Genomic DNA, 19,994 nt, shown 5'->3' with positions numbered 1-19,994 from the left:
GGACAGAGCGGAATTGAGGGGTTTTGCCGATGAAGCGGATTGTCGTCGTTGTCGCGATGCTGGCGTTCGGTGCCGGTGCAGTCGTTGCACAGCAAGATCAAGTCAAGAAGACCCAGGCCATGATGAAGGACAATGGCAAGAATGCGGGTGCGCTGTCGGCGATCATCAAGGGCGAAAAGCCCTACGACCAGGCGACCGTCAATGCCGCGCTGGCCCAGTTCGAGGATACCGCCAAGCAGCTTCCGACGCTGTTCCCCGAGAGCATGAAAGGCGTCAAGCTGGAAGGCGATTACGCCCCTTCGCCGAAAATCTGGGAAGACAAGGCGGGCTTCGCGCAGCAGTCCGCGAGCTTCGCGAAGGTCGTCACCGATGCCAAGGGCAAGATCAAGGACGTCGATACGCTGAAGGCCGAGCTGGGCGTGATCGGCAAGCAGTGCGGCGGCTGCCACGAGACCTATCGCGTCAAGAAGGGCTGATCGCCATTCCATCAACGAAAAGGGCGGACGCTTTAGGGCGTCCGCCCTTTTTTGTGTCGGCCGTTTCTTATTGGCGTTGCGTCGCGAACGATTACTTCGTCACTTGTTATTTGGTCACCTGGCCGCGGATCTCACCGCCCGGATTGGCCGCGGTGTGGACGTTGACATAGTACTTGCCGGCGAGGAGATCGGCGGCCTGCGCGTCGGTCAGCGTGGCGCTGCCTTCGACCGGGCTCGACGTCGCGTTCGGGATCGCGACTGCGACACCGGAATTCTTGCCGGCCTCCGCGGGGCCGTGGAAATGCGCGGCGGTGGCCGGACCCGACAGGCCGGAATAGGTCAGCTTCCAGCTCAGCTTCTTGCTGGCGGCATCGTAGTCGATGTCGGCGGTGCCGGTGGCGGTGCTGGTATTCGGCGGCACTTCGCTCTTGCTGTCCAGCTTCGCCGTGAACTTCTCGGCAAAGGCAGGACCGGCGAAGGCGATGGCGGCGCCGAGCGTCAGCGTGGCAAGCAAGGTCTTGTTCGACATGGTTCTCTCCCCTTTGACGTCACAGGATGGTTGCAATCTTCAAACAGCAGTTTTTCGGATTTATTCCCCAAATGGATCGTGGGTGCGGCAAATTTGATGCGAGCTTGTCCGGCTGGTTGCCATCATACTGGTCCATGAATTGACGCGACCAATGACGGATCGGTGAATGCTGCGACGAATTTTCCTCCTGGCGATTCTGGCCGGCGTAATCGGCTTTGGCGTGTTCTGGTGGCTGACGATCCCCGCGACCGTTGCCGCCGACGCGCTGCCTGCCTATCAGCCTGACCTGGCCAACGGCCTCACAACGTTCAATGCCGGGGGATGTTCCTCCTGCCATGCCGTGCCGAAGCAGGACGACCGCACGAAGCTCGGCGGCGGGCTCGCGATCCCCTCGCCATTCGGCACCTTCTATGCGCCGAACATCTCGCCCGACCCGAACGACGGCATCGGCCGCTGGAGCGAGGCCGATTTCGTCACCGCGGTCATGAAGGGCACCTCGCCATCGGGCGCGCACTATTTCCCGGCGTTTCCGTATCCGTCCTATCAGCACGCCAGGGTCAGCGATGTGCGCGACCTGTTCGCCTATCTGAAGACCTTGCCGCCGGTCGCCGGCAAGGTGCGCGACCATGATTTGCCGTTTCCCTTCAACATCAGGCGCAACGTCGGGGTCTGGAAACTCCTGTTCATGAACGGCAAGCCGTTCATCGCGGATGCAAGCCGCTCGGCGCATTGGTACCGCGGCGCCTATCTCGTCAACAGCTTCGGCCATTGCGCCGAGTGCCACAGCCCGCGCAATGTCCTCGGCGGCATCGTCACCGCGCAGCGCTTCGCCGGTGGTCCGAATCCGGAGGGCGAAGGCTGGGTGCCCAACATCACGCCGAGGGGGATCTCGGACTGGAGTGTGAAGGATATCGCCTATTTCCTCGAGAGCGGCCAGACGCCGGACGGCGATAGCGCGGGCGGATCCATGGTGCGCGTGATCCGCAACACTTCGCAACTGTCGTCGTCCGACCGCGACGCGATCGCCGAGTACATCAAGTCGCTGCCGCCGGTCGAGGGACCGCCGAAGCCGGTGAAGAAGGAGAAGGAGAAGGAGTTGTAAAGCGGGATGGGTTTGGTTGAATCGGCTCGCCGCGGTTTCGGTTCACCTCTCCCAAAGGAGAGGTGAACTTTCGACGCCGTTCAAGCTCGACCTAAATCTCATCATGCTCTCGCGGGCGCGTCCTACTTCGCGCCGAACGCCTTGAAGGTGATGATCGTGAGGGTGTCCTGGATGCCCGGGATCACCTGAACCTTTTCGTTGATGAAATGGCCGATGTCGGTGTCGTGGTCGACGTAGAACTTGACCAGGAGGTCGTAGTTGCCCGCGGTGGAATAGATCTCGGACGCAATCTCGGCCTCCGCCAGTGCGTTGGCGACGGTGTAGGACTGGCCGAGCTTGCATTTGATCTGGACGAAGAAAGGAACCATCAAAGTCGTCTCCGGGGATTTCCGCGACTATAGGCCCAAAACGGGCGGCCAAGGCAAGGGGCGAGGCAGGGGGGCAAGGTGAGGCCAACTTGCGGTAAAGTCAGGCTAACTTGCTGCCGATCGGCGGCCGGGCTAGGACAGGCCATGGTCTTGTTCGTGATGGTCTCACTCGTATCAACCGCCGGTGCTGCAAGATGACGCCGGTCGCGCTCACCATTGCCGGCTCGGACTCCTCGGGCGGGGCGGGCATCCAGGCCGACCTCAAGAGCTTTGCCGCGCTCGGGGTCTATGGCGCCTCCGCGATCACGGCGCTGACCGCGCAGAACACCATGGGGGTCAGCGGCATCCATCCGGTGCCCGCGTCATTCGTCACCGCCCAGATCGATGCAGTGTTCTCCGACCTCGAGGTCGGCGCGGTCAAGATCGGCATGGTGGCGCAGGCCGACACGATCGCTGCGATCGCCGATGGGCTGAGGCGCTGGGCGCCGCGCCATGTCGTGCTCGATCCGGTGATGGTCGCAACCTCCGGTGATCGGCTGCTTGCCGCCGAGGCGGTCGATGCGCTGAAGGTCCTGCTGTTTCCGCTGGCCTCGCTGATCACGCCGAACCTGCCGGAAGTGGCGGCGCTCTTGAACGAGCCGGTTGCCTCAAGCGAGGCCGACGTCGAGCGACAAGGCAAGCGATTGCTGGCGATGGGATGTCGCGCGGTGCTGGTCAAGGGCGGCCATGGGCACGGCGCCGAGAGCATCGACTATCTGATCGACGCCGAGCACAGCATCGCGCTGGCTGCGCCGCGGATTGCGACCGCCAATACGCATGGCACCGGCTGCTCGCTGTCCTCGGCAATCGCAGCAGGGCTCGCGAAGGGCGAGAGCATGGAGACCTCCGTGCGCAACGCCAAGGCCTGGATCACGCAGGCGATCGCCGAAGCCGATCGCTTCGCCGTCGGCCACGGCCATGGGCCGGTGCATCACTTCCACGGATATTACTGACGCTCTTGTAGCCCGGATTGCGCTTCGCTCCATCCGGGCTACGCATTCGATCGCTTCGCTGTTCCATCGCGCTGTGCAGGCAACACAACGCCTCTTCCACACAGCCGCGACCGCCGATGTCGCCAGATTGTCGCACGCTGCTGTTATCCGCAGGGAAGGGGCGTGCTGCTGATTCTCGTCAACTGTTTGTGGGGCCTTGGGTCGCGGGGATCGTCATCGCCTTGTCACAGGAATCTGTTAGGTGCACAGGCATGGGAAGTGACTCCTTGAGTGAAGAAAGTCCCGAGCGGCACTTTCGCACTTTGTTTATCTCCGATGTCCATCTCGGAGCCCGCGGTTCGCAAGCCGACCGCCTGCTCGACTTCCTCCGTTCTCACGATGCCGACACGATCTACCTCGTTGGTGATATCGTCGACGGCTGGGCGCTGAAGTCGAACTGGTACTGGCCGCAGACCCATAATGATTTCGTGCAGAAGATGCTGCGCAAGGCGCGCAAGGGCGCCAAGGTGATCTACGTCCCGGGCAACCACGACGAGTTCCTGCGCAAATATTACGGCACGCATTTCGGCGGCATCGACGTGGTGGAGAACACCGTTCACACTGGCGCTGACGGCAAGCGCTACCTCGTGATCCACGGCGACATCTTCGATCTCGTGGTGCAGAACGCGCGCTGGCTCGCCCATCTCGGCGACAAGGCCTACGACTTCGCGATCCAGATGAATCGCTTCGTCAACTTCTTCCGCAAGATGTTCGGCGTGCCGTACTGGTCGCTGTCGCAATGGGCCAAGCTGAAGGTCAAGAAGGCGGTGAACTATATTGGCGCGTTCGAGGCGACGCTTGCCGGCGAGGCGCGGCGCCACGGCTGCGACGGCGTGATCTGCGGCCACATCCACTACGCGACGATTCATGACGAGCACGGCATCCGCTACATGAATTGCGGCGACTGGGTGGAGAGCTGCACCGCGCTCGCCGAGCACGAGGACGGCCATTTCGAGATCATCACCTGGACCGACCCGGTGCGCCGGATCGCGCCGGTTCCGCGAGTGACGGCACGCGCTGCATGACGCATATCCTGGTCGCGACCGATGCGTGGCATCCCCAGGTCAACGGGGTCGTCCGCACGCTGACCATGATGGCACAGGCGGCGAAATCGCTCGGCGTCGAGGTGAGCTTCCTGACGCCGGACGAGTTCCGCACCTTCGCGATGCCGAGCTATCGCGATCTCCGGCTGGCGCTGCCCTACCGGGCCAAGGTCGCAAGTCTGATCGAGGCGGCGAGGCCCGACAGCATCCATATCGCGACCGAGGGCCCGATCGGGCTTGCGGTGCGCCGCTATTGCCGCAAGCGCGGCCTGCCGTTCACGACGAGCTTCCATACCCGCTTCCCCGAATACGTCTCGGCGCGGACGCCTGTCCCGGAAGCCTGGGTGTGGCGCGCATTGCGCTGGTTCCACCGGCCGAGCCGGGCGGTGATGGCGGCGACCCCGGCGCTGGCGGCCGAGTTGCGTCAGCGCGGCTTCCGCAACGTGGTGCTGTGGTCGCGCGGCGTCGATACCTCACTGTTCCATCCGCGCGACGTCGATCTCTGCCTGCCGCAGCCGGTCTATCTCAGCGTCGGCCGGGTGGCGGTGGAGAAGAATCTCGCGGCCTTCCTCGATCTCGATCTGCCGGGAACCAAGGTCGTGGTCGGCGACGGCCCGGCGCGGGCGGCGCTGGAGCGGAAATATCCGGACGCCGTGTTCCTCGGTGCTCGTCATGGGGAAGAATTGGCTGAGATCTACGCCGCGGCCGATGTGTTCGTTTTCCCGAGCCGTACCGATACGTTTGGTCTGGTGCTGCTTGAAGCATTGGCGAGCGGCCTGCCGGTTGCCGCTTTTCCGGTCACCGGTCCCCGCGACGTGATCGGCGCGGCGCCGGTCGGCGTGCTCGACGAAGATCTGCGCCATGCCTGCCTGGAGGCGCTCAGCATCGCGCGGCAGGCCTGCGTCGACTTTGCCGCGCTCCACACCTGGCAGGCGTCGGCCCGGGTGTTCATCGATCGCTGCATGAACGTCCGCCCCGCGCCGCCGGACGGCGAGGGGGAGGCGCTCGAATTCGGTGCCGAAGAGCACCATTTTGTGGCGCTGCCGGCGACCCAGCCGACCTCACGCTAGTCAGGTCACGCTAAAGCGTCTTGCCCGCCAGCCCGGCGCCGCGATACAAATCGCGAATGACGGACACCGTTCTCAATCCACCCGTCGCTGCCGCGGACATCGATGCCGCCGCGAGGGTGGTCGCGCCGTTCGCGGTGCGCACGCCGCTCCTGACCTTCCCCGTTCTCAACGAACGCGTCGGCAGCAAGGTTTTCCTCAAGCCCGAAATGCTGCAGCGGACCGGATCGTTCAAGTTTCGCGGCGCCTTCAACAAGCTCGCCTCGATCCCGCAGGACAAGCGGAGCGGCGGCGTCGTCGCGTTCTCCTCGGGCAACCACGCCCAGGGCGTCGCCGCGGCGGCCAAGATCCTCAACATGCAGGCGACCATCGTGATGCCTGCGGACTCGCCGATCACCAAGCGCGAGCGCACCAAATCCTATGGCGCCGAAGTCGTGCTCTACGACCGCGATCGCGACGACCGCGAGGCGATCGCCAACGGCATTGCCGGCAAGCGCGGCGCGACCTTGGTGCGCCCCTACGACGATCCCTTCGTGATCGCGGGCCAGGGCACCGCCGGCCGCGAGATCGCCGAGGACATGGCTGCGCTCGGACTGACGCCCGACATCGTGGTCGCGCCGGCTTCGGGTGGCGGATTGATCGCGGGCGTTGCGACCGCGGTGAAGGCGAAATATCCGCAGGCCCAGGTGATCGTCGCCGAGCCCGCGGGCTATGACGATCATGCCCTTTCGCTCAAGGTCGGCCATCGCGAGGCGCATGCGGTTGCGCCGCGCACCATCTGCGATGCGCTGATGGCGATGATGCCGGGCGAACTGACCTTCGCCATCAACAGCAAGCTGCTCGCGAATGGCGTCAGCGCCTCCGACGACGAGGTCGGCGCCGCCGTCGCCTTTGCCTACCGCGAGCTCAAGCTCGTGGTCGAGCCCGGCGGCGCGGTCGGACTCGCGGCGTTGCTTGCCGGGCGGATCGATGCCAAGGGCAAGAACGTCGTCATCGTGCTGTCGGGCGGCAATGTCGACGCCGACCTGTTCGCGAAACTGGTTGCCTGACACCGGGTTAGGCACAGATGCTGCCGCGGTACATGAGCTGGCTCACGTTGCGTGCGCGGTCCATGGGACATGAATGCTTCGCGCCAGTCGTCGTGCGCGGGTCAAGCCCGGCAATGACAGGATATGAACAGTCGAGGTTACGAGAAGAACGCGATCTTCTCGGCCTGGCTCATGCGTCGGATTGGCGCGAGCGGGTCGTTGGCCGCAACAGTCGGCCTTTTCAGCAGGCCGCTGGCGATGATGGTCGAGCCAAGTGAGATCTCCGCTGCGGGAGCAGGGGCAGGCTCAACGGCGGGCCGGAGAGGCGGCGGCATCACCAGAGTTTCGGCAATCGGCGCCACAGCCACCGGCTCGATCTTGACTTCGGCCCTGACCTCGACCTTCGGCGCGGGCGCCGGTGCAGGCTCAGGCTGAATGGCCGGCGCAACCACTTTGGGCTCGGCGGCCATCGCCTCAGCGACGCGCATCTCCTCGGCGGCGCGCATTTCCTCCGCGATCGCCTCTTCGTCGATCGGATCGGGCGCGCCCATCTCCATCGCGATCAGGTCGAGCACCGCGTCGTCATGGGCGTCGGCCGCCGTTTCGTCGGTGACGCGGGCGAGTTCCGCGGCTTCGGCTTCGGCCAGCGCGGCTTCAGCCTTGAGCCAGGCTTCGCTCGGCTGTGGCGTGACGGCCGTAGCGGCCTCAGTGCCGGGCGCAGCGGCGAGAATCGCGGCTTCGACGATCCGCGCCGCAGCGGCCTCCTGAGGCGGCGCTGGCGGCGTAGCGGCCATATCGAGGGCTGCACCGTCGGCCACCGGTGGCGGCGTGGCGGCCGCTGCCGGCGGCTCCGCAACCGGCGCCTCGGCCACGTCAGGCTCGGCCGCAGGCGTCGCCGCCTTGTCCGGATCGAACTCGCTGAGCCGGCGCGCCAGCGCCGCGAAGGCGGCATCCAGCACGGCCTTGGCGTCGTTCATCGAGACCTCGGCGGCGCCGGCCTCGATCGCGCTGACCTGCGAATCGATGATGTCGCAGATCCGGCCGTCATTGCCGATCTCGCGCAGCCGCCAGGAGATCTCCCTGATCACCCGCACGCCCTTACGCACCGGCGCGAGGCTTTGCTCGAAGCTGATGCCGTCGAGCGCGGCGATGGCGGAGGCCTGGGCGGCCTCGATCGCGCCGCGCAGGGCGGCCAGCGCCTGCGCCAGTTGCTCGTCCCTGATCGCCGCCGCGGCGGCTTGCCGCTGTGCGCTGAGGCTTTCCTCGATCCGCGCCACGGCATCGAGCACCATGCGGGTATCGGCATTGCGGTTGCGCTTGGCGTATTCGCCGAGGAACCAGCGGCCCCGCGAGGTCTCCATGAAGGCCGCGCTGATCGCGGCATAGTCCTCCTCGCTCGGCAGGGCCGCGCGGGCGGATATCGGCGACAGGGCGAATGCTTCTTCGGCCATCACAATCTCTCCGCGCAAATCACTGCGCGTTACGCTAACGATCACCACGATATCGCGCGAATCGCAATTGAATTGATGTCTTCCGAATCACAAATCCCCATTGCAGCAAAGGTTGCATCGCGGCGATTCGCGCGCAGCCTTGCGGCATTCTATGCAACGCTGTTCGGCATGACCGGGGTTCACCTGCCGTTTTTCACGGTGTGGCTGAAGGCGGTCGGCATCGACGCCACCTGGATCGGCATCATCACCGCGGTGCCGCCGGTGACGCGCTTCACCGTGCTGCCGCTGGTCACCGCGGCGGCGGAGCGGCGTCAGATGCTGCGCGGGGCGATCATCGCCACCGGATTCGCCACGGCGTTCGGCTTTGCCGTGATCGGCACCCAGCATCAGTCGTTCGTGCTGCTGGTGATCTATGCGCTGACCTGCTGCGTCTGGACCCCGATGGTGCCGCTCACCGACGCCTATGCGCTGCGCGGCGTCAGGCAATTCGGCCTCAGCTACGGACCGCTGCGGCTCTGGGGCTCGGCCGCCTTCGCGGTCTGCGCGCTGCTGAGCGGCTTCCTGCTCCGCTATGTCGCCGAGGTCGACCTGATCTGGATCATCACGGCCGTGACGGCGCTCGGCGCGCTGGTCGGGCTGACGCTGCGGCCGCTGGGCCGCCCAGCGGCAGCCGCCACACCTGCGGCCGGCGCGCCAAAACTGCTGCGCAATCCCACCTTCCTCGCCATCATCGTATCCTCGGCGCTGATCCAGGGCAGCCACGGCGCCTATTACATCTTCGCATCGATTGCCTGGCAGCAGGCCGGCTTCAGCGGCCTGACGATCGCCTGTCTCTGGGTGCTCGGCGTGATCGCCGAGATCGCACTGTTTGCGGCCTCGCCGCGCTTCACGCTGCCGTCGGCTGTGCTGGTGATGATCGCGGCGTCCAGTGCCGCGGCGCGCTGGGCGATCACCGCGCAGGACCCGCCGCTTGCGGTGCTTGCAGTTGTGCAGCTCGGACACGGGCTGAGCTTCGGCCTGACGCAGGTCGGCATCATGGGACTGATGGTGCATCACGTGCCGGTTCACGTGATGGCGCGCGCGCAAGGCTATCTCACCGCCTGCGGCGGCATTGTCGCGAGCACCACGGCGATCGTCAGCGGCATGGTCTATGCGCGCTTCGGGCTCGGCGTCTACGACATGATGGCCGCAATGGCGGCCACGGGCGGGCTCGTGATGTGGCTGGCGCGTAAGCGTCTCACCGATTAGCCCCAGAGCGCGGCGTCGGGCGGATAGACCAGGCTGCCCTCGTAGCGCAGGCCGTGGTCGCGGTCCTTCGCCAGCAGCAGCGGACCGTCGAGATCGACGAAGCGCGCGGCTTGCGCGATCAGCATCGCCGGTGCCATCGCGAGCGAGGTCGCGACCATGCAGCCGATCATGATCTCGAAGCCGAGCGCGCGGGCGGCATCCGCCATCGCCAGCGCTTCGGTCAGTCCGCCGGTCTTGTCGAGCTTGATGTTGACGGCGTCATATCGGCCGTGCAGGCCGGCAAGCGAGCCGCGGTCGTGCACGCTCTCGTCGGCGCAGACCGCAACCGGCCGCCTGATCCGCGCCAACGCCTCGTCCTTGCCCGCCGGCAGCGGCTGCTCGATCAGGGTGACGCCGGCATCGGCGCAGGCCGCGAGATTGGCGGCAAGGTTGTCCTCGGTCCATGCTTCATTGGCATCGACGATGAGTTCGGCTGCCGGCGCCGCCTTGCGTACGGCGGCGATCCGCGCGGCGTCGCCATCGCCACCGAGCTTGATCTTGAGCAGCGCGCGATGCGCGGCCTTGGCGGTGGCCTCCGCCATCGCCTCTGATGTCCCGAGCGAGATCGTATAGGCGGTGGTCCGCGGCTCCGGCGCGGGCCGGCCGAGCAGGTTCCAGATCCGTTTGCCGGCGCGTTTGGCCTCAAGGTCCGCCAGCGCGCAATCCAGCGCATTGCGGGCGGCGCCGGCAGCCATCCCGGCCTGCAAGGCGATCCGGTCCATGCCATTGGCGAGTGGCGCCTGCAGGGCCTGGATCGCCTGCAGTGTCGCCTCGGGCGTTTCGCCATAGCGCGGGTAGGGTACGCATTCGCCGCGGCCGGTGAGGCCGCCCTGGCTCACCTCGGCCACCACGACGACAGCCTCGGTCTTGGTGCCGCGGCTGATCGTGAAGGTCCCCGCGATCGGCCAGCGCTCGATCCGACTGCTCAGGGAAATCGCTCCGGGAGGGGTGGAAGTCATTTTAAAGTCTACTATTTCCTGAACCGTAGCTTGCGACGCGCAACCAACTATGGCTGTTTAGCGACAGATTCGACAAGCCGATCCGGCAGCGCCGGAGATCAGCGTTAGCGGCAGCCAGCCGGCTTGAGGGGTGGGTTAGAGGTGAGCGGCGACCCGACACTGGAGCGGATAGCCCAAGGCGAAGGACTGGCGTTGTGCGCGGCAGGCAACTGGACGGCCCGCTTTGCTCCTGCGCTTGAGCGGATCGTCTCCGACGCGGAGAAGCTGCGCGGCAGCCGGCCGCACATCTTCATCGACGTGTCGCAGGTCGCGAGCCTCGACACCTTCGGCGCCTGGCTGATCGAGCGGCTGCGTCGCAGCCTGAGCGACGCCACCGCCGAAGCCGAGATCGCGGGCCTGTCGGCCAATTATTCCAGCCTGGTCGACGAGGTCCGCCGCGTCGGCCCCGCGCCCGGGGTCGTCAGCGACCGGCTGTCGATCTCAGGCATGCTCGAGCAGATCGGGCGCACCGTGGCCGGGATCGGCGGCACCATCATCGGCCTCGTCGACATGCTCGGCGCGGTGCTGGCGGCCGCCGGGAAGGTGCTGATCCATCCGCGCAGCTTCCGCCTGACCTCGACGGTGCATCACCTCGAGCAGGTGTGCTGGCGCGCGGTGCCGATCGTGGTGCTGATCACCTTCCTGATCGGCTGCATCATCTCGCAGCAGGGCATCTTCCATTTCCGCAGGTTCGGCGCCGACATCTTCGTCGTCGACATGCTGGGCGTCTTGGTGCTGCGCGAGATCGGCGTGCTGCTGGTCGCGATCATGGTCGCGGGCCGTTCAGGCTCGGCCTATACCGCCGAGCTCGGCTCGATGAAGATGCGCGAGGAGATCGACGCGCTGCGCACCATGGGCTTCGATCCGATCGAGGTCTTGATCCTGCCGCGCATGCTGGCGCTGGTGCTGGCGCTGCCGATCCTGGCCTTCCTCGGCGCGATGGCCGCGCTCTATGGCGGCGGCCTGGTGGCCTGGCTCTATGGCGGCGTCGATCCGGAGGCCTTCCTGCTCCGCCTTCGTGATGCCATATCGATCGACCATTTCATCGTCGGCATGGTCAAGGCGCCTGTCATGGCGGCGGTGATCGGTATCGTCGCCTGCGTCGAAGGCCTGGCGGTGCAGGGTTCGGCGGAGTCGCTCGGACAGCACACCACCGCATCGGTGGTGAAAGGGATCTTCTTCGTGATCGTGATGGACGGCGTGTTCGCGATCTTCTTCGCCTCGATCGGGATGTGATCATGGCGGAAGAGGACAACGACGCCATCATCCGGGTCCGCGACATTACCGTCCAATTCGGCAACACGCGGGTGCTCGACGGCCTCAACCTCGACGTCAGGCGCGGCGAGATCCTCGGCTTCGTCGGGCCCTCGGGCGCCGGCAAGTCGGTGCTGACGCGCACCATCATCGGGCTCGTGCCGAAGGTCGCCGGCCGGATCGAAGTGTTCGGTGTCGATCTCGACGCCGCGAGCTCGTCGCAGCGCCGCGCCGTCGAACGGCGCTGGGGTATCCTGTTCCAGCAGGGCGCGCTGTTCTCCTCGCTCACGGTGCGCCAGAACATCCAGTTTCCGGCGCGCGAATACCTGCGCGTCTCGCAGCGGCTGCTCGACGAGATCATGGTGGCGAAACTCGTGATGGTCGGCCTGAAGCCCGAGGTCGCCGATCGCTATCCGTCGGAATTGTCGGGCGGCATGATCAAGCGCGTCGCGCTGGCGCGCGCACTCGCGCTCGATCCAGAACTCGTGTTTCTCGACGAGCCGACCTCGGGTCTCGATCCGATCGGCGCCGGCGAGTTTGACGAGCTGGTGCGCACCCTGCAGCGCACTTTGGGGCTGACCGTTTTCATGGTAACCCACGATCTCGACAGTCTTTACACCGCGTGCGACCGTATCGCCGTTTTAGGGAACGGTAAGATCATTGCTGCAGGATCGATCGCCGACATGAAGGCGTCGCAGCATCCCTGGCTGCAGCAATATTTCAACGGCAAGCGCGCCCGTGCCGTTGTGGCCTAGCCCATGATCCCGAAACCTGGAGCCGACTTCGGACGAGATCATGCGCCAACAGGAATTCGACGGGCTCGAGCGCAGCCGGCTGCGCGAGGGCCCAAGAGTGATTAACGCGAGTAATTGATGGAAACGCGGGCGAACTACGTCTTGATCGGGGCTTTCACGCTGGCGGTGATCGCCGCCGCGTTCGGCTTCGTGCTGTGGTTCCAGAGCCTGCACACCACCAAGCAGCGCAGCCCCTTGCGGGTGATCTTCGAAGGTCCGGCGTCAGGCCTGCGCAACGGCGGCAATGTCAATTTTAACGGTATTCGGATAGGGGAAGTGGTCTCGGTGAAGCTCGACAACCCGCGACGCGTGGTTGCGCTGGCGATGATCGAGAACAACGCACCGCTCCGCAAGGACACCCTGGTCGGTCTCGAGTTCCAGGGTCTCACCGGCGTCGCCGCGATTTCGCTCAAGGGCGGCGAGGAGGCAGCTCCGCCGGTGCCGCTGGACGAGGACGGCATCCCGGTTCTGACCGCCGACCCGAATGCGCTGCAGGACGTCACCGAGGCGATCCGCGCCACCCTGCAAAACGTCAACCGCATCGTCGCCGACAATCAGCAGTCGGTGAAGAATTCGCTGAAGAATCTCGAGGTCTTTACCCAGGCCTTAGCGCGCAATTCCGAGAAGATCGACAACGTCATGCTCAAGGTCGACGGCGTGATGGGCAAGGCCGACAGCCTGATGCTGGGCCTCAATGCGATCGCGGGCGGCAACAATGGCAGCGAGCTGAACCTGATGGTGAAGTCGATCCGCGAACTCGCCGAGGATCTCGACAAGCGCTCCAACCTCCTGATCAACGACGGCCGCAGGACGCTGTCCGACATCAGCCGCGCGGTGAATAATTTCGACCGCAACCCGAGCCGGGTGATCTTCGGCGGCAGCAACAACGCCGCACCCGAGCCCGCGCCGGCTCCGGCCGCACCGGGGCCGCGGCGGCGGCAATAAAGGGCGAATGGCGAACAGGTTCGCTGCCCTCTGGTCGCACAGTCATTCCGGGGCGGTCCGTAGGACCGAACCCGGAATCTCGAGATTCCGGGTTCGATGCTTCGCATCGCCCCGGAATGACGCTGTCGAGTCTTCGTCGACGCGAATTTTCCAATCCCCTCCAAAACAAAACGGAGGCCGTGAGGCCTCCGTTTCCAATCGCTACTCGCTTACTTCGCCAGCTTACCCCAGCCGTCCCGCGGCGTGCGCGAGCAGGGTGTAGACCAGCCCGGTCTCCGAGGTGAGGTGGCTGCTCAGCTCCTGCTGGCCGCGGCCGTCGCGGGCGACTTCGTCGAGCAGGCGCTCGAACTCCGCGATGTAGCGGTCGACCGTCTGCTTGAAGCCGCGGTCGGCGCGATACTTGCGGGCCACCTCATCGAAGGCCTTCTGGCCGGCCGGCGTGTAGAGGCGCTTGGAGAACGCCTTGTTCTCGCCGCGCTGGTAGCGATCCCACATCTCGGCCGCAAGCGTGCGGTCCATCAGCCGGCCGATGTCGAGCGACAGCGACTCCAGCGGATTGACGGGCTGCTGCTGCGGACGCGGGCGCTGCTGGGCGTCGCGGCTCTGCGGGGCAGGCGGCGGTGCGTCGCTGCGGTTGAGCAGGTCGGACAGCCAGCCGTCGCCGTTGTTGTTGTTGGAGCCTGCCGGGCTGACCGGCGGGGCCTCGGTGCGGCGCGAGCTCATCATGCCGAGATCGGGCGGCGGCAGTGTCGAGGCGCTGTTGCCGTTGTCCCGCATCCGCACATCGCCGCGGCCGCCGGCGGCAGCCACCGCCGGCTCCTCGTGGCGAACGCTGGCGCGGTTGGTCGAGACCACGTCGAGTCCGCGGCCGTGATGAGCGACGATGCGGTTCAGCTCGGCCAGCGCCTCGATCTGGTCGACGATCACCTTGCGCATCTGCGCTGTGTTCTCGGCGGCCTCCTGCGGCATCTCGAGCACGCCGCGGCGCAGCTCGTTGCGGGTGGCCTCGAGCTCGTTGTGCATCTCGCTCGCCATCTGCTTCATCGCCGTGACCATCGCGGAGAACTTCTCCGTCGATTCCTTGAACATCGCATCGGTCTCGGCGTTGCTCTGCTGGTAGAGGTCGTTCATGGCGTCGACGGTCTGCTGACGCTCGTTCTCGGCCGCCTGGCGCACCGCCTCGAACTGCCTGCTGATCGCAGCCGAACCGGCGCCTGCGGTCTCCGCCACCACGCGGGCGATGTCGCGGGCGCGTTCCTCCGCCGCTCCGAGCGATTCATCGAGCAGCCCGGTGAAGCGCGACAGCCGCTGGTCGAGATCGGTGGTGCGCAGGTCGATGGTCGTGACCAGCGCTTCCAGCGCCGACTTGCGCTCGCTGACGGAGGCCGTCGTCGAGCGGTTGGCCTGCTCGACCACGGCAGCCGCATCAATCAGCGCCTTGCCATGGGTCTCGAACTGGCTCGACAGCGCGCTGAGATCTTCCAGCGCCTTGCCGGTCTTGCTGTTGAACACCGTGAGCTGGTCTTCCAGCGTCTGGGTTGCCACGCCGTTGCGCGAGGTGACGTCGTTCATGGCGGACACGAAGTCGGCCACGCGGGTCACCAGCGCGCGCTCCAGCGAGTTGAGGTTGTCGTGGGCGCCGGTCAACACTTCCTGCAAGAGGATGTTGCCTTCGCGCAGCCGCTCGAACAGCGCGACCGTATCGGTGCGCAGGATCTTGCTGGTCTCCTGCATCTCCGTGACGGCCGAGATCGAGACCTGGCGCGACTGGTCGATCGCCGTGCGCGAGGCCTGCTCGAGCTCCTTGAGCGACTTCGCCACCGCGCCGGTCGCCTGATCGCCGGCCGAGGTGATGTTGCGCGCGACATCGCTGCCATGGGCCGCCATCGACTGCGAGAAGGCGAGGCCGCGGGTTTCGATCGCCTTCAGCGCATCCGCAGTGGCGCGATCCATGTCGCTCGACAGCTGCGTGGTCTTGGCGGTCAGCGCCTCGACCAGCGAGCCGCGGCGGCCGTCGACCATCTGCGACAGACGCTCGGTCTGCTGCTGCACATAGGTGACGATCTCGTCGGTCTTGCCGGTCATCGCCGAGCCGAAGGCGCTGGAGGCCGACAGCACCGAACGTTCGATGTCGGCGGAGGTCGTCTTGACCTTGGTCGAGACCTCGTTGGACATGGTGATCAGCGCGGCCTGCGCGTTCTGCGCCGAGGTCTGGATGTTGTCGGTGGTCTTGACCGTGACCGCACCCAGCGCGCGCTCGATATCGGTCGAGAGCGTGCGGATCTGGGCGGCGGCATCGGCAGAGGTCGCCGCAAACGAGCTCTGGGCTTCGCGGGCGCTGCCCAGGATGGTCTGCGCAGTCTCCGCGCTGGCCGTGGTCAGCGAGCGCTCGATCTCGGCGGAGATCTCGCGGATCTGGCTTGCGGCCTCGCTGGAGGTTGCCACGAACGAGCTCTGGGCTTCGCGGGCGCTGCCGAGGATCGCCTGCGCGGTGTTGGTGCCGACCGAGGTCAGGGTGCGCTCGACATCGACGGCCAGCGACTTGACGTGGTTGGCTGCTTCCGTCGACGCGGTGACGAGGGTGTTCTGCGCCTCGCGGGCGCCGGCCGTCAGCATCTCGACGGTGCCGGAGCCGGCCATCGACAGCGCACGCTGGATGTCGGCGGCAAGCGCCGACACCTTGGTCGCAGCCTCGGTCGACGCGTTGACCAGGGTGCTCTGGGCCTCACGCGCACCTGATGTGATCGATTCCGCGGTGGCGGAGCCGGCCATCGACAGCGAACGCTCCATGTCGGCCGCCAGCGAGCGGACCAGTTCGGTGGCCTCGGTGGATGCGCCGGCCAGCGTGCTCTGGGCCTCGCGGGCGGAAGCGACGACGGCTTCCGCGGTGGCGGAGCCGGCCATCGACAGCGAGCGCTCGATGTCGGCCGACAGCGTGCGGACCAGATTGGTGGCGTCGGTCGACGCGCCGGCCAGCGTGCTCTGGGCCTCGCGGGCGGAAGCGACGACGGCTTCCGCGGTGGCGGAGCCGGCCATCGACAGCGAGCGCTCGATGTCGGCCGACAGCGTGCGGACCAGATTGGTGGCGTCGGTCGACGCGCCGGCCAGCGTGCTCTGGGCCTCGCGAGCGGAGGCGACGATGGATTCCGCGGTGGCGGTGCCGGCGGTCGAGAGCGAGTGCTGCACGTCGGCCGCGAGCGTGCGGACCAGGTTGGCGGCTTCGGTGGATGCACCGGCAAGCGTGCTCTGGGCCTCGCGAGCGGAGGCGACGACGGCTTCCGCGGTCGCGGTGCCGGCCATGGAGAGCGAGCGCTCGACGTCGCTGGCGAGCGACTTGACCTGGCCGGTGACGTCGGTCGACGTCGAGATCAGCGTGGTCTGGGCCTCGCGGGCACCGGTCATGATCGCCTCGGCGGCGGCAGAGCCGGCCATCGACAGCGACTGCTCGACATCGGTGGCCAGCGACTTGACCTGGCTTGCGGCCTCGACCGAGGCGCTGACCAGCGTGGTCTGCGCGTCGCGGGCGCCGGACAGCACGGAGGCTGCGGTGGCGCTGCCGGCCGCCTGCAGCGTGCGCTCGACATCCTCGGACAGCGCCTTGATCTGCGAGGCGACGTCGCCGGAGGCCGAGACCAGCGACACCTGGGCGTCGCGGGCACTGGTGAGGATCGAGTTGGCGGCGCTGGTGCCGACCGCGGTCAGCACGCTCTCGACCTCGGCCGAGCTCAGCTTGAGCTGGTTGCCGACGTCCGCAGACACGGTAAGCAGCGCCTGTTGCGCGGTGCGCGCGCCGGTCTGGATGGTTTCGCTGGTGTTGACCACGAGGTTGGTCAGCGAACGCTCGGCGTCCTCGACATGGGACTTGATGCTCGACGACAACAGCTCGGCGCGGGACATCAGGTCCTCGCTCGCCTGGCGGCCGCTGCTCTCGATGCGGCCGGCGACGGCCTCGACGCGCGAGCCCAGCAGGTCCTCGAACTGCGCGACGCGGGTGTCGATGTCGCCGGCGATGACGCCGACGCGGCTCTCGATGCCCTGCTGGATGTCGGCGAACCGCGCCGAGATGGTGTCGGTCAGATTCGCGCTGTGACCATTGATGGTGTCGACGAGGCGGGTGCTGTGGCCGTTGAGGGTGTCGACCAGGCGGACGCTGTGGCCGTCGATGGTTTCGGTGACGCCGTTGATGCGATGGTCGACCGCGGCGATCGCCTGCACGGTGCCTTCGGTCAGGGTGGTGGTGAGCAGGCCAAGCCGCGAGTCGATCGACTGGATCGCCTGGGAGGCGCCGTCGGTCAGCTGGGTCGCGAGCGTGCCGAGATGGCCGTCGATGGTGTCGGTGACCGACTTGGTGCGGCTCTCGAAGGTGACCTCGAGGGACTTCATGCGGCCGTCGATCGCATCATCGAGCGATTGCAGACGGCCGTCGAACGAGCCGATCTTGCTGGCGAGCGAACTGTCGAACGACGACAGCTTGTCGGTTAGCGAGGCGTCGAGAGTGGTGACGCGGCTGCCGAGCGTGGTCTCGAACTGCAGCAGGCGCTGGTCGAGCGAGGCGGTGATCTCGCCGCTGTTGGTGGTGACACGATGGTCGAAGGTGTCGACATAGGTCTTCAGGCTGTCGGCGATGTCCTGGGTGCGCTGGCCCATGCGCTCGACGATGTCGCCGCCGAAGGTCTTCACCGTGCGGTCGAATTCCGAGATGTGACGGGTGATCAGCGCGCCGAGCGTGCCGGAGTCGCGGGCGAATTTCTCGGCGAGCTCGCTGCCATGGTTCTTCACCAGGTCGTCGAACGCGCTCATCTGCAGCGAAAGCGAGTCGTGCGCGGTCTCGGTCTGGCCCACCACCTTGGCGACCAGCGAATGGACGGTAACGTCGAGCGCCTCGCTTGCCTTGTCGCCGGACGTCATGATCTGGCCGGCGAGGCGGTTGCCGGCGTCGTCGATCTTGCTGACGAGGTCGTTGCTGCGCAGCTCGAGCTCGAGTAGCAGCGAGTCGGCGGAGTTCTTCAGGGAGTCGTGGACCTCTTCGGTGCGGTCGGAGATGCCGTCGACGATGACGGACGAACGCTGCTCGAACTCGCCGGTGATGCGGTCGATGCGCTCGTTCAGCAACTCGTGGACGCGATCGGCCAGATCGACGAACTCGTCATGGACGTGGCCGGTCTTGAAGTTGAGGCTGGTGGTCAGCCGCTCGGAGGCGTCCATCACCGCGCGCGTGGTCTCGGCGCTGGCTTCCTCGAGGCGGTCGAGCAGGTCGCCGCCGCGCTCGCCGAGCGCGAGGATCATGTTGTCGCCGGCATGGCTCAGCGCGGTGGTGATGTGCTGGCCGCGCTCTTCCAGCGCGCCGGTGATGCTCTTGGCGACCTCGTCGACGCGCGAGGCGATCGCGTCCGAGATCAGCGCGATGTCGTGGCGCAGGTCGATCTGCACGCCGGAGATCGCGCTGCGCACCTGCTCGGCCTGGCCGACCAGGTTGTCGCGCTGGTGGGCGATGTCCTGCAGCAGCGCGCGGATGCGCACCTCGTTGTCGGAATAGGCGCGTTCCAGCGCCGCGACCTCGTTGGCAACGAGGGTCTCGAGTTCGCCGGCGCGCGCGATCGCGCGCTCGACGCCGTCGCCCATCGCCGCGACCTCGCGGCGGATCGCCTGGCCGACCGTCACCATGGAATCGGCGGCGGCGTTTTCTGGCTCGGAGAATCGCATCGCGACCTGCGCCATCGATTGCGCGATCATCTGCATGCGCTGACCGTGCGCGGCGAGGCTGGCGAGATAGTAGAACAGCAGGATCGGCACGGCGAACAGCGCGGCAAGGCCGGCGAGCACCAGGACGCCGGTGCCCTGGGCCATCGAGGCCTGCAGGGCCGGCCAGAACGCGATGGTGAGGATGACGCCGCCCAGCAGCCAGGCGCCGGAGCAGACAAAGAACAGCGTGAAGGTGTTGCGCGCGCGTCCTCCCTGCAGCGTCTGCAGCATCTGGCCGATGGTTTCGCGATCATCATTGGCGGCGCGGCGCGGCGCGCGCGGTTCTTCGATCGGCTCGAAGGCGGAACGATCGGTATTACTCGGACGGGACTCGAACGATGTGGCTGAAAAATCGGCGGCGGGCGGCAGGTTCGGCGGCGCGGCGCCTTCGTTGAGGGGGCTGCGATTCTCCGCGCCCTGTTCGCTGACGTTGAGGGCTTCCTGGATGGCAGAAAGCGCGACTTCGGTGGGATCTTTGACCTTCTTGGGAGTGTTCGCCATGTTCAGTCTGAGCCCTCTCACTATTTTACGCGTCGGCGAGCCTGCTATCGTCCCCACGCAAGCTCGAAGCCGGTGCCCACAAGCGGAGCGCAAGCCGGCCCCCTGGGCGGCTTGTCCGCTACATCCGCAAACATCCTATTGGGAGAGCGATGCGAATGAAATGCTTGCGATTAATACTTTCTTAATCATCGTTAACAGCTTTGCGCCATAAGGCCTTATGGGCACTCGAAATTCCGGCTGTAGAGCGCCGATTGTGTCCGGAAATTGTCCAGAATCGGGCGGTTTTGCCGATCATCCCAACAACAATCCGTTAACCAGTTTCGTGATTGGCTGGGCCAACGATCCGCCGGCGAGGGCCCGGCGGAGACGACAGGGACA

Annotated in this window: 15 protein-coding genes; 10 read left to right on the top strand and 5 right to left on the bottom strand. The window is 66.3% G+C overall.

Annotated features, from left to right (window positions below):
* The first annotated feature begins 29 nt into the window (after window positions 1-29).
* Window positions 30-476: a c-type cytochrome gene (locus ACVI1L_RS40940; RefSeq protein WP_057016701.1), complete on the top strand. Its 447-nt coding sequence runs from the start codon at window positions 30-32 to the stop codon at window positions 474-476.
* Window positions 477-582: 106 nt separating this feature from the next.
* Here the strand turns inward: ACVI1L_RS40940 and ACVI1L_RS40935 are convergent, their stop codons facing one another.
* On the bottom strand, window positions 583-1,005 hold the full coding sequence (locus ACVI1L_RS40935) for a CHRD domain-containing protein (protein ID WP_057016700.1): 423 nt from the start codon (window positions 1,003-1,005) through the stop codon (window positions 583-585).
* A 166-nt stretch (window positions 1,006-1,171) separates the two neighbouring features.
* Between ACVI1L_RS40935 and ACVI1L_RS40930 the strand changes: the two genes are divergently transcribed.
* Entirely contained in the window at window positions 1,172-2,107 is a 936-nt protein-coding gene (locus tag ACVI1L_RS40930; RefSeq protein ID WP_456785393.1) for a c-type cytochrome, read from the top strand.
* A gap of 122 nt (window positions 2,108-2,229) precedes the next feature.
* Here ACVI1L_RS40930 and ACVI1L_RS40925 read toward each other — a convergent pair whose 3' ends face one another.
* Window positions 2,230-2,475, bottom strand: a complete 246-nt coding sequence (locus ACVI1L_RS40925) for an Lrp/AsnC ligand binding domain-containing protein (RefSeq protein ID WP_016845986.1) — start codon at window positions 2,473-2,475, stop codon at window positions 2,230-2,232.
* A 194-nt stretch (window positions 2,476-2,669) separates the two neighbouring features.
* Here ACVI1L_RS40925 and thiD point away from each other — a divergent pair, with 194 nt between their 5' ends.
* From thiD to ACVI1L_RS40905, 4 genes are all read left to right on the top strand, one after another.
* On the top strand, window positions 2,670-3,467 hold the full coding sequence (gene thiD, locus ACVI1L_RS40920; RefSeq protein ID WP_168855027.1) for a bifunctional hydroxymethylpyrimidine kinase/phosphomethylpyrimidine kinase: 798 nt from the start codon (window positions 2,670-2,672) through the stop codon (window positions 3,465-3,467).
* A gap of 251 nt (window positions 3,468-3,718) precedes the next feature.
* Window positions 3,719-4,531: a UDP-2,3-diacylglucosamine diphosphatase gene (locus ACVI1L_RS40915; RefSeq protein WP_026193024.1), complete on the top strand. Its 813-nt coding sequence runs from the start codon at window positions 3,719-3,721 to the stop codon at window positions 4,529-4,531.
* Window positions 4,528-5,619, top strand: a complete 1,092-nt coding sequence (locus ACVI1L_RS40910) for a glycosyltransferase family 4 protein (protein ID WP_456785392.1) — start codon at window positions 4,528-4,530, stop codon at window positions 5,617-5,619. The genes ACVI1L_RS40915 and ACVI1L_RS40910 overlap by 4 nt, the downstream gene beginning before the upstream one ends.
* A 56-nt stretch (window positions 5,620-5,675) precedes the next feature.
* Window positions 5,676-6,665, top strand: a complete 990-nt coding sequence (locus tag ACVI1L_RS40905) for a threonine/serine dehydratase (protein ID WP_057016696.1) — start codon at window positions 5,676-5,678, stop codon at window positions 6,663-6,665.
* 137 nt (window positions 6,666-6,802) lie between these two features.
* On the opposite strand, the gene ACVI1L_RS40900 is transcribed toward ACVI1L_RS40905, so the two are convergent.
* Complete coding sequence (locus tag ACVI1L_RS40900; RefSeq protein WP_456785391.1) at window positions 6,803-8,095, bottom strand: hypothetical protein; 1,293 nt, start codon at window positions 8,093-8,095, stop codon at window positions 6,803-6,805.
* Window positions 8,096-8,170: 75 nt separating this feature from the next.
* Here ACVI1L_RS40900 and ACVI1L_RS40895 point away from each other — a divergent pair, with 75 nt between their 5' ends.
* On the top strand, window positions 8,171-9,343 hold the full coding sequence (locus tag ACVI1L_RS40895) for an MFS transporter (protein ID WP_456785390.1): 1,173 nt from the start codon (window positions 8,171-8,173) through the stop codon (window positions 9,341-9,343).
* Here ACVI1L_RS40895 and dgcA read toward each other — a convergent pair.
* Window positions 9,340-10,341 (bottom strand): N-acetyl-D-Glu racemase DgcA, encoded by a 1,002-nt coding sequence (gene dgcA / locus ACVI1L_RS40890; RefSeq protein WP_456785389.1) that lies wholly within the window; start codon window positions 10,339-10,341, stop codon window positions 9,340-9,342. The genes ACVI1L_RS40895 and dgcA overlap by 4 nt on opposite strands.
* A 141-nt stretch (window positions 10,342-10,482) precedes the next feature.
* On the opposite strand from dgcA, the gene ACVI1L_RS40885 reads away from it, so the two are divergent.
* From ACVI1L_RS40885 to ACVI1L_RS40875, 3 genes are all read left to right on the top strand, one after another.
* On the top strand, window positions 10,483-11,616 hold the full coding sequence (locus tag ACVI1L_RS40885; protein ID WP_057016692.1) for an MlaE family ABC transporter permease: 1,134 nt from the start codon (window positions 10,483-10,485) through the stop codon (window positions 11,614-11,616).
* A 2-nt stretch (window positions 11,617-11,618) separates the two neighbouring features.
* Window positions 11,619-12,389: an ABC transporter ATP-binding protein gene (locus ACVI1L_RS40880; protein ID WP_168855021.1), complete on the top strand. Its 771-nt coding sequence runs from the start codon at window positions 11,619-11,621 to the stop codon at window positions 12,387-12,389.
* A 117-nt stretch (window positions 12,390-12,506) separates the two neighbouring features.
* Window positions 12,507-13,373, top strand: coding sequence for an MlaD family protein (locus tag ACVI1L_RS40875; protein WP_018272595.1), 867 nt, complete (start codon window positions 12,507-12,509; stop codon window positions 13,371-13,373).
* 222 nt (window positions 13,374-13,595) lie between these two features.
* Here the strand turns inward: ACVI1L_RS40875 and ACVI1L_RS40870 are convergent, their stop codons facing one another.
* Window positions 13,596-19,616: an apolipoprotein A-IV repeat region-like domain-containing protein gene (locus ACVI1L_RS40870; protein WP_456785388.1), complete on the bottom strand. Its 6,021-nt coding sequence runs from the start codon at window positions 19,614-19,616 to the stop codon at window positions 13,596-13,598.
* Between the last annotated feature and the right edge of the window lie 378 nt (window positions 19,617-19,994).

The organism is Bradyrhizobium sp. USDA 4516 (assembly GCF_054055915.1).
This window is presented reverse-complemented; position numbering and strand designations above follow the sequence as displayed.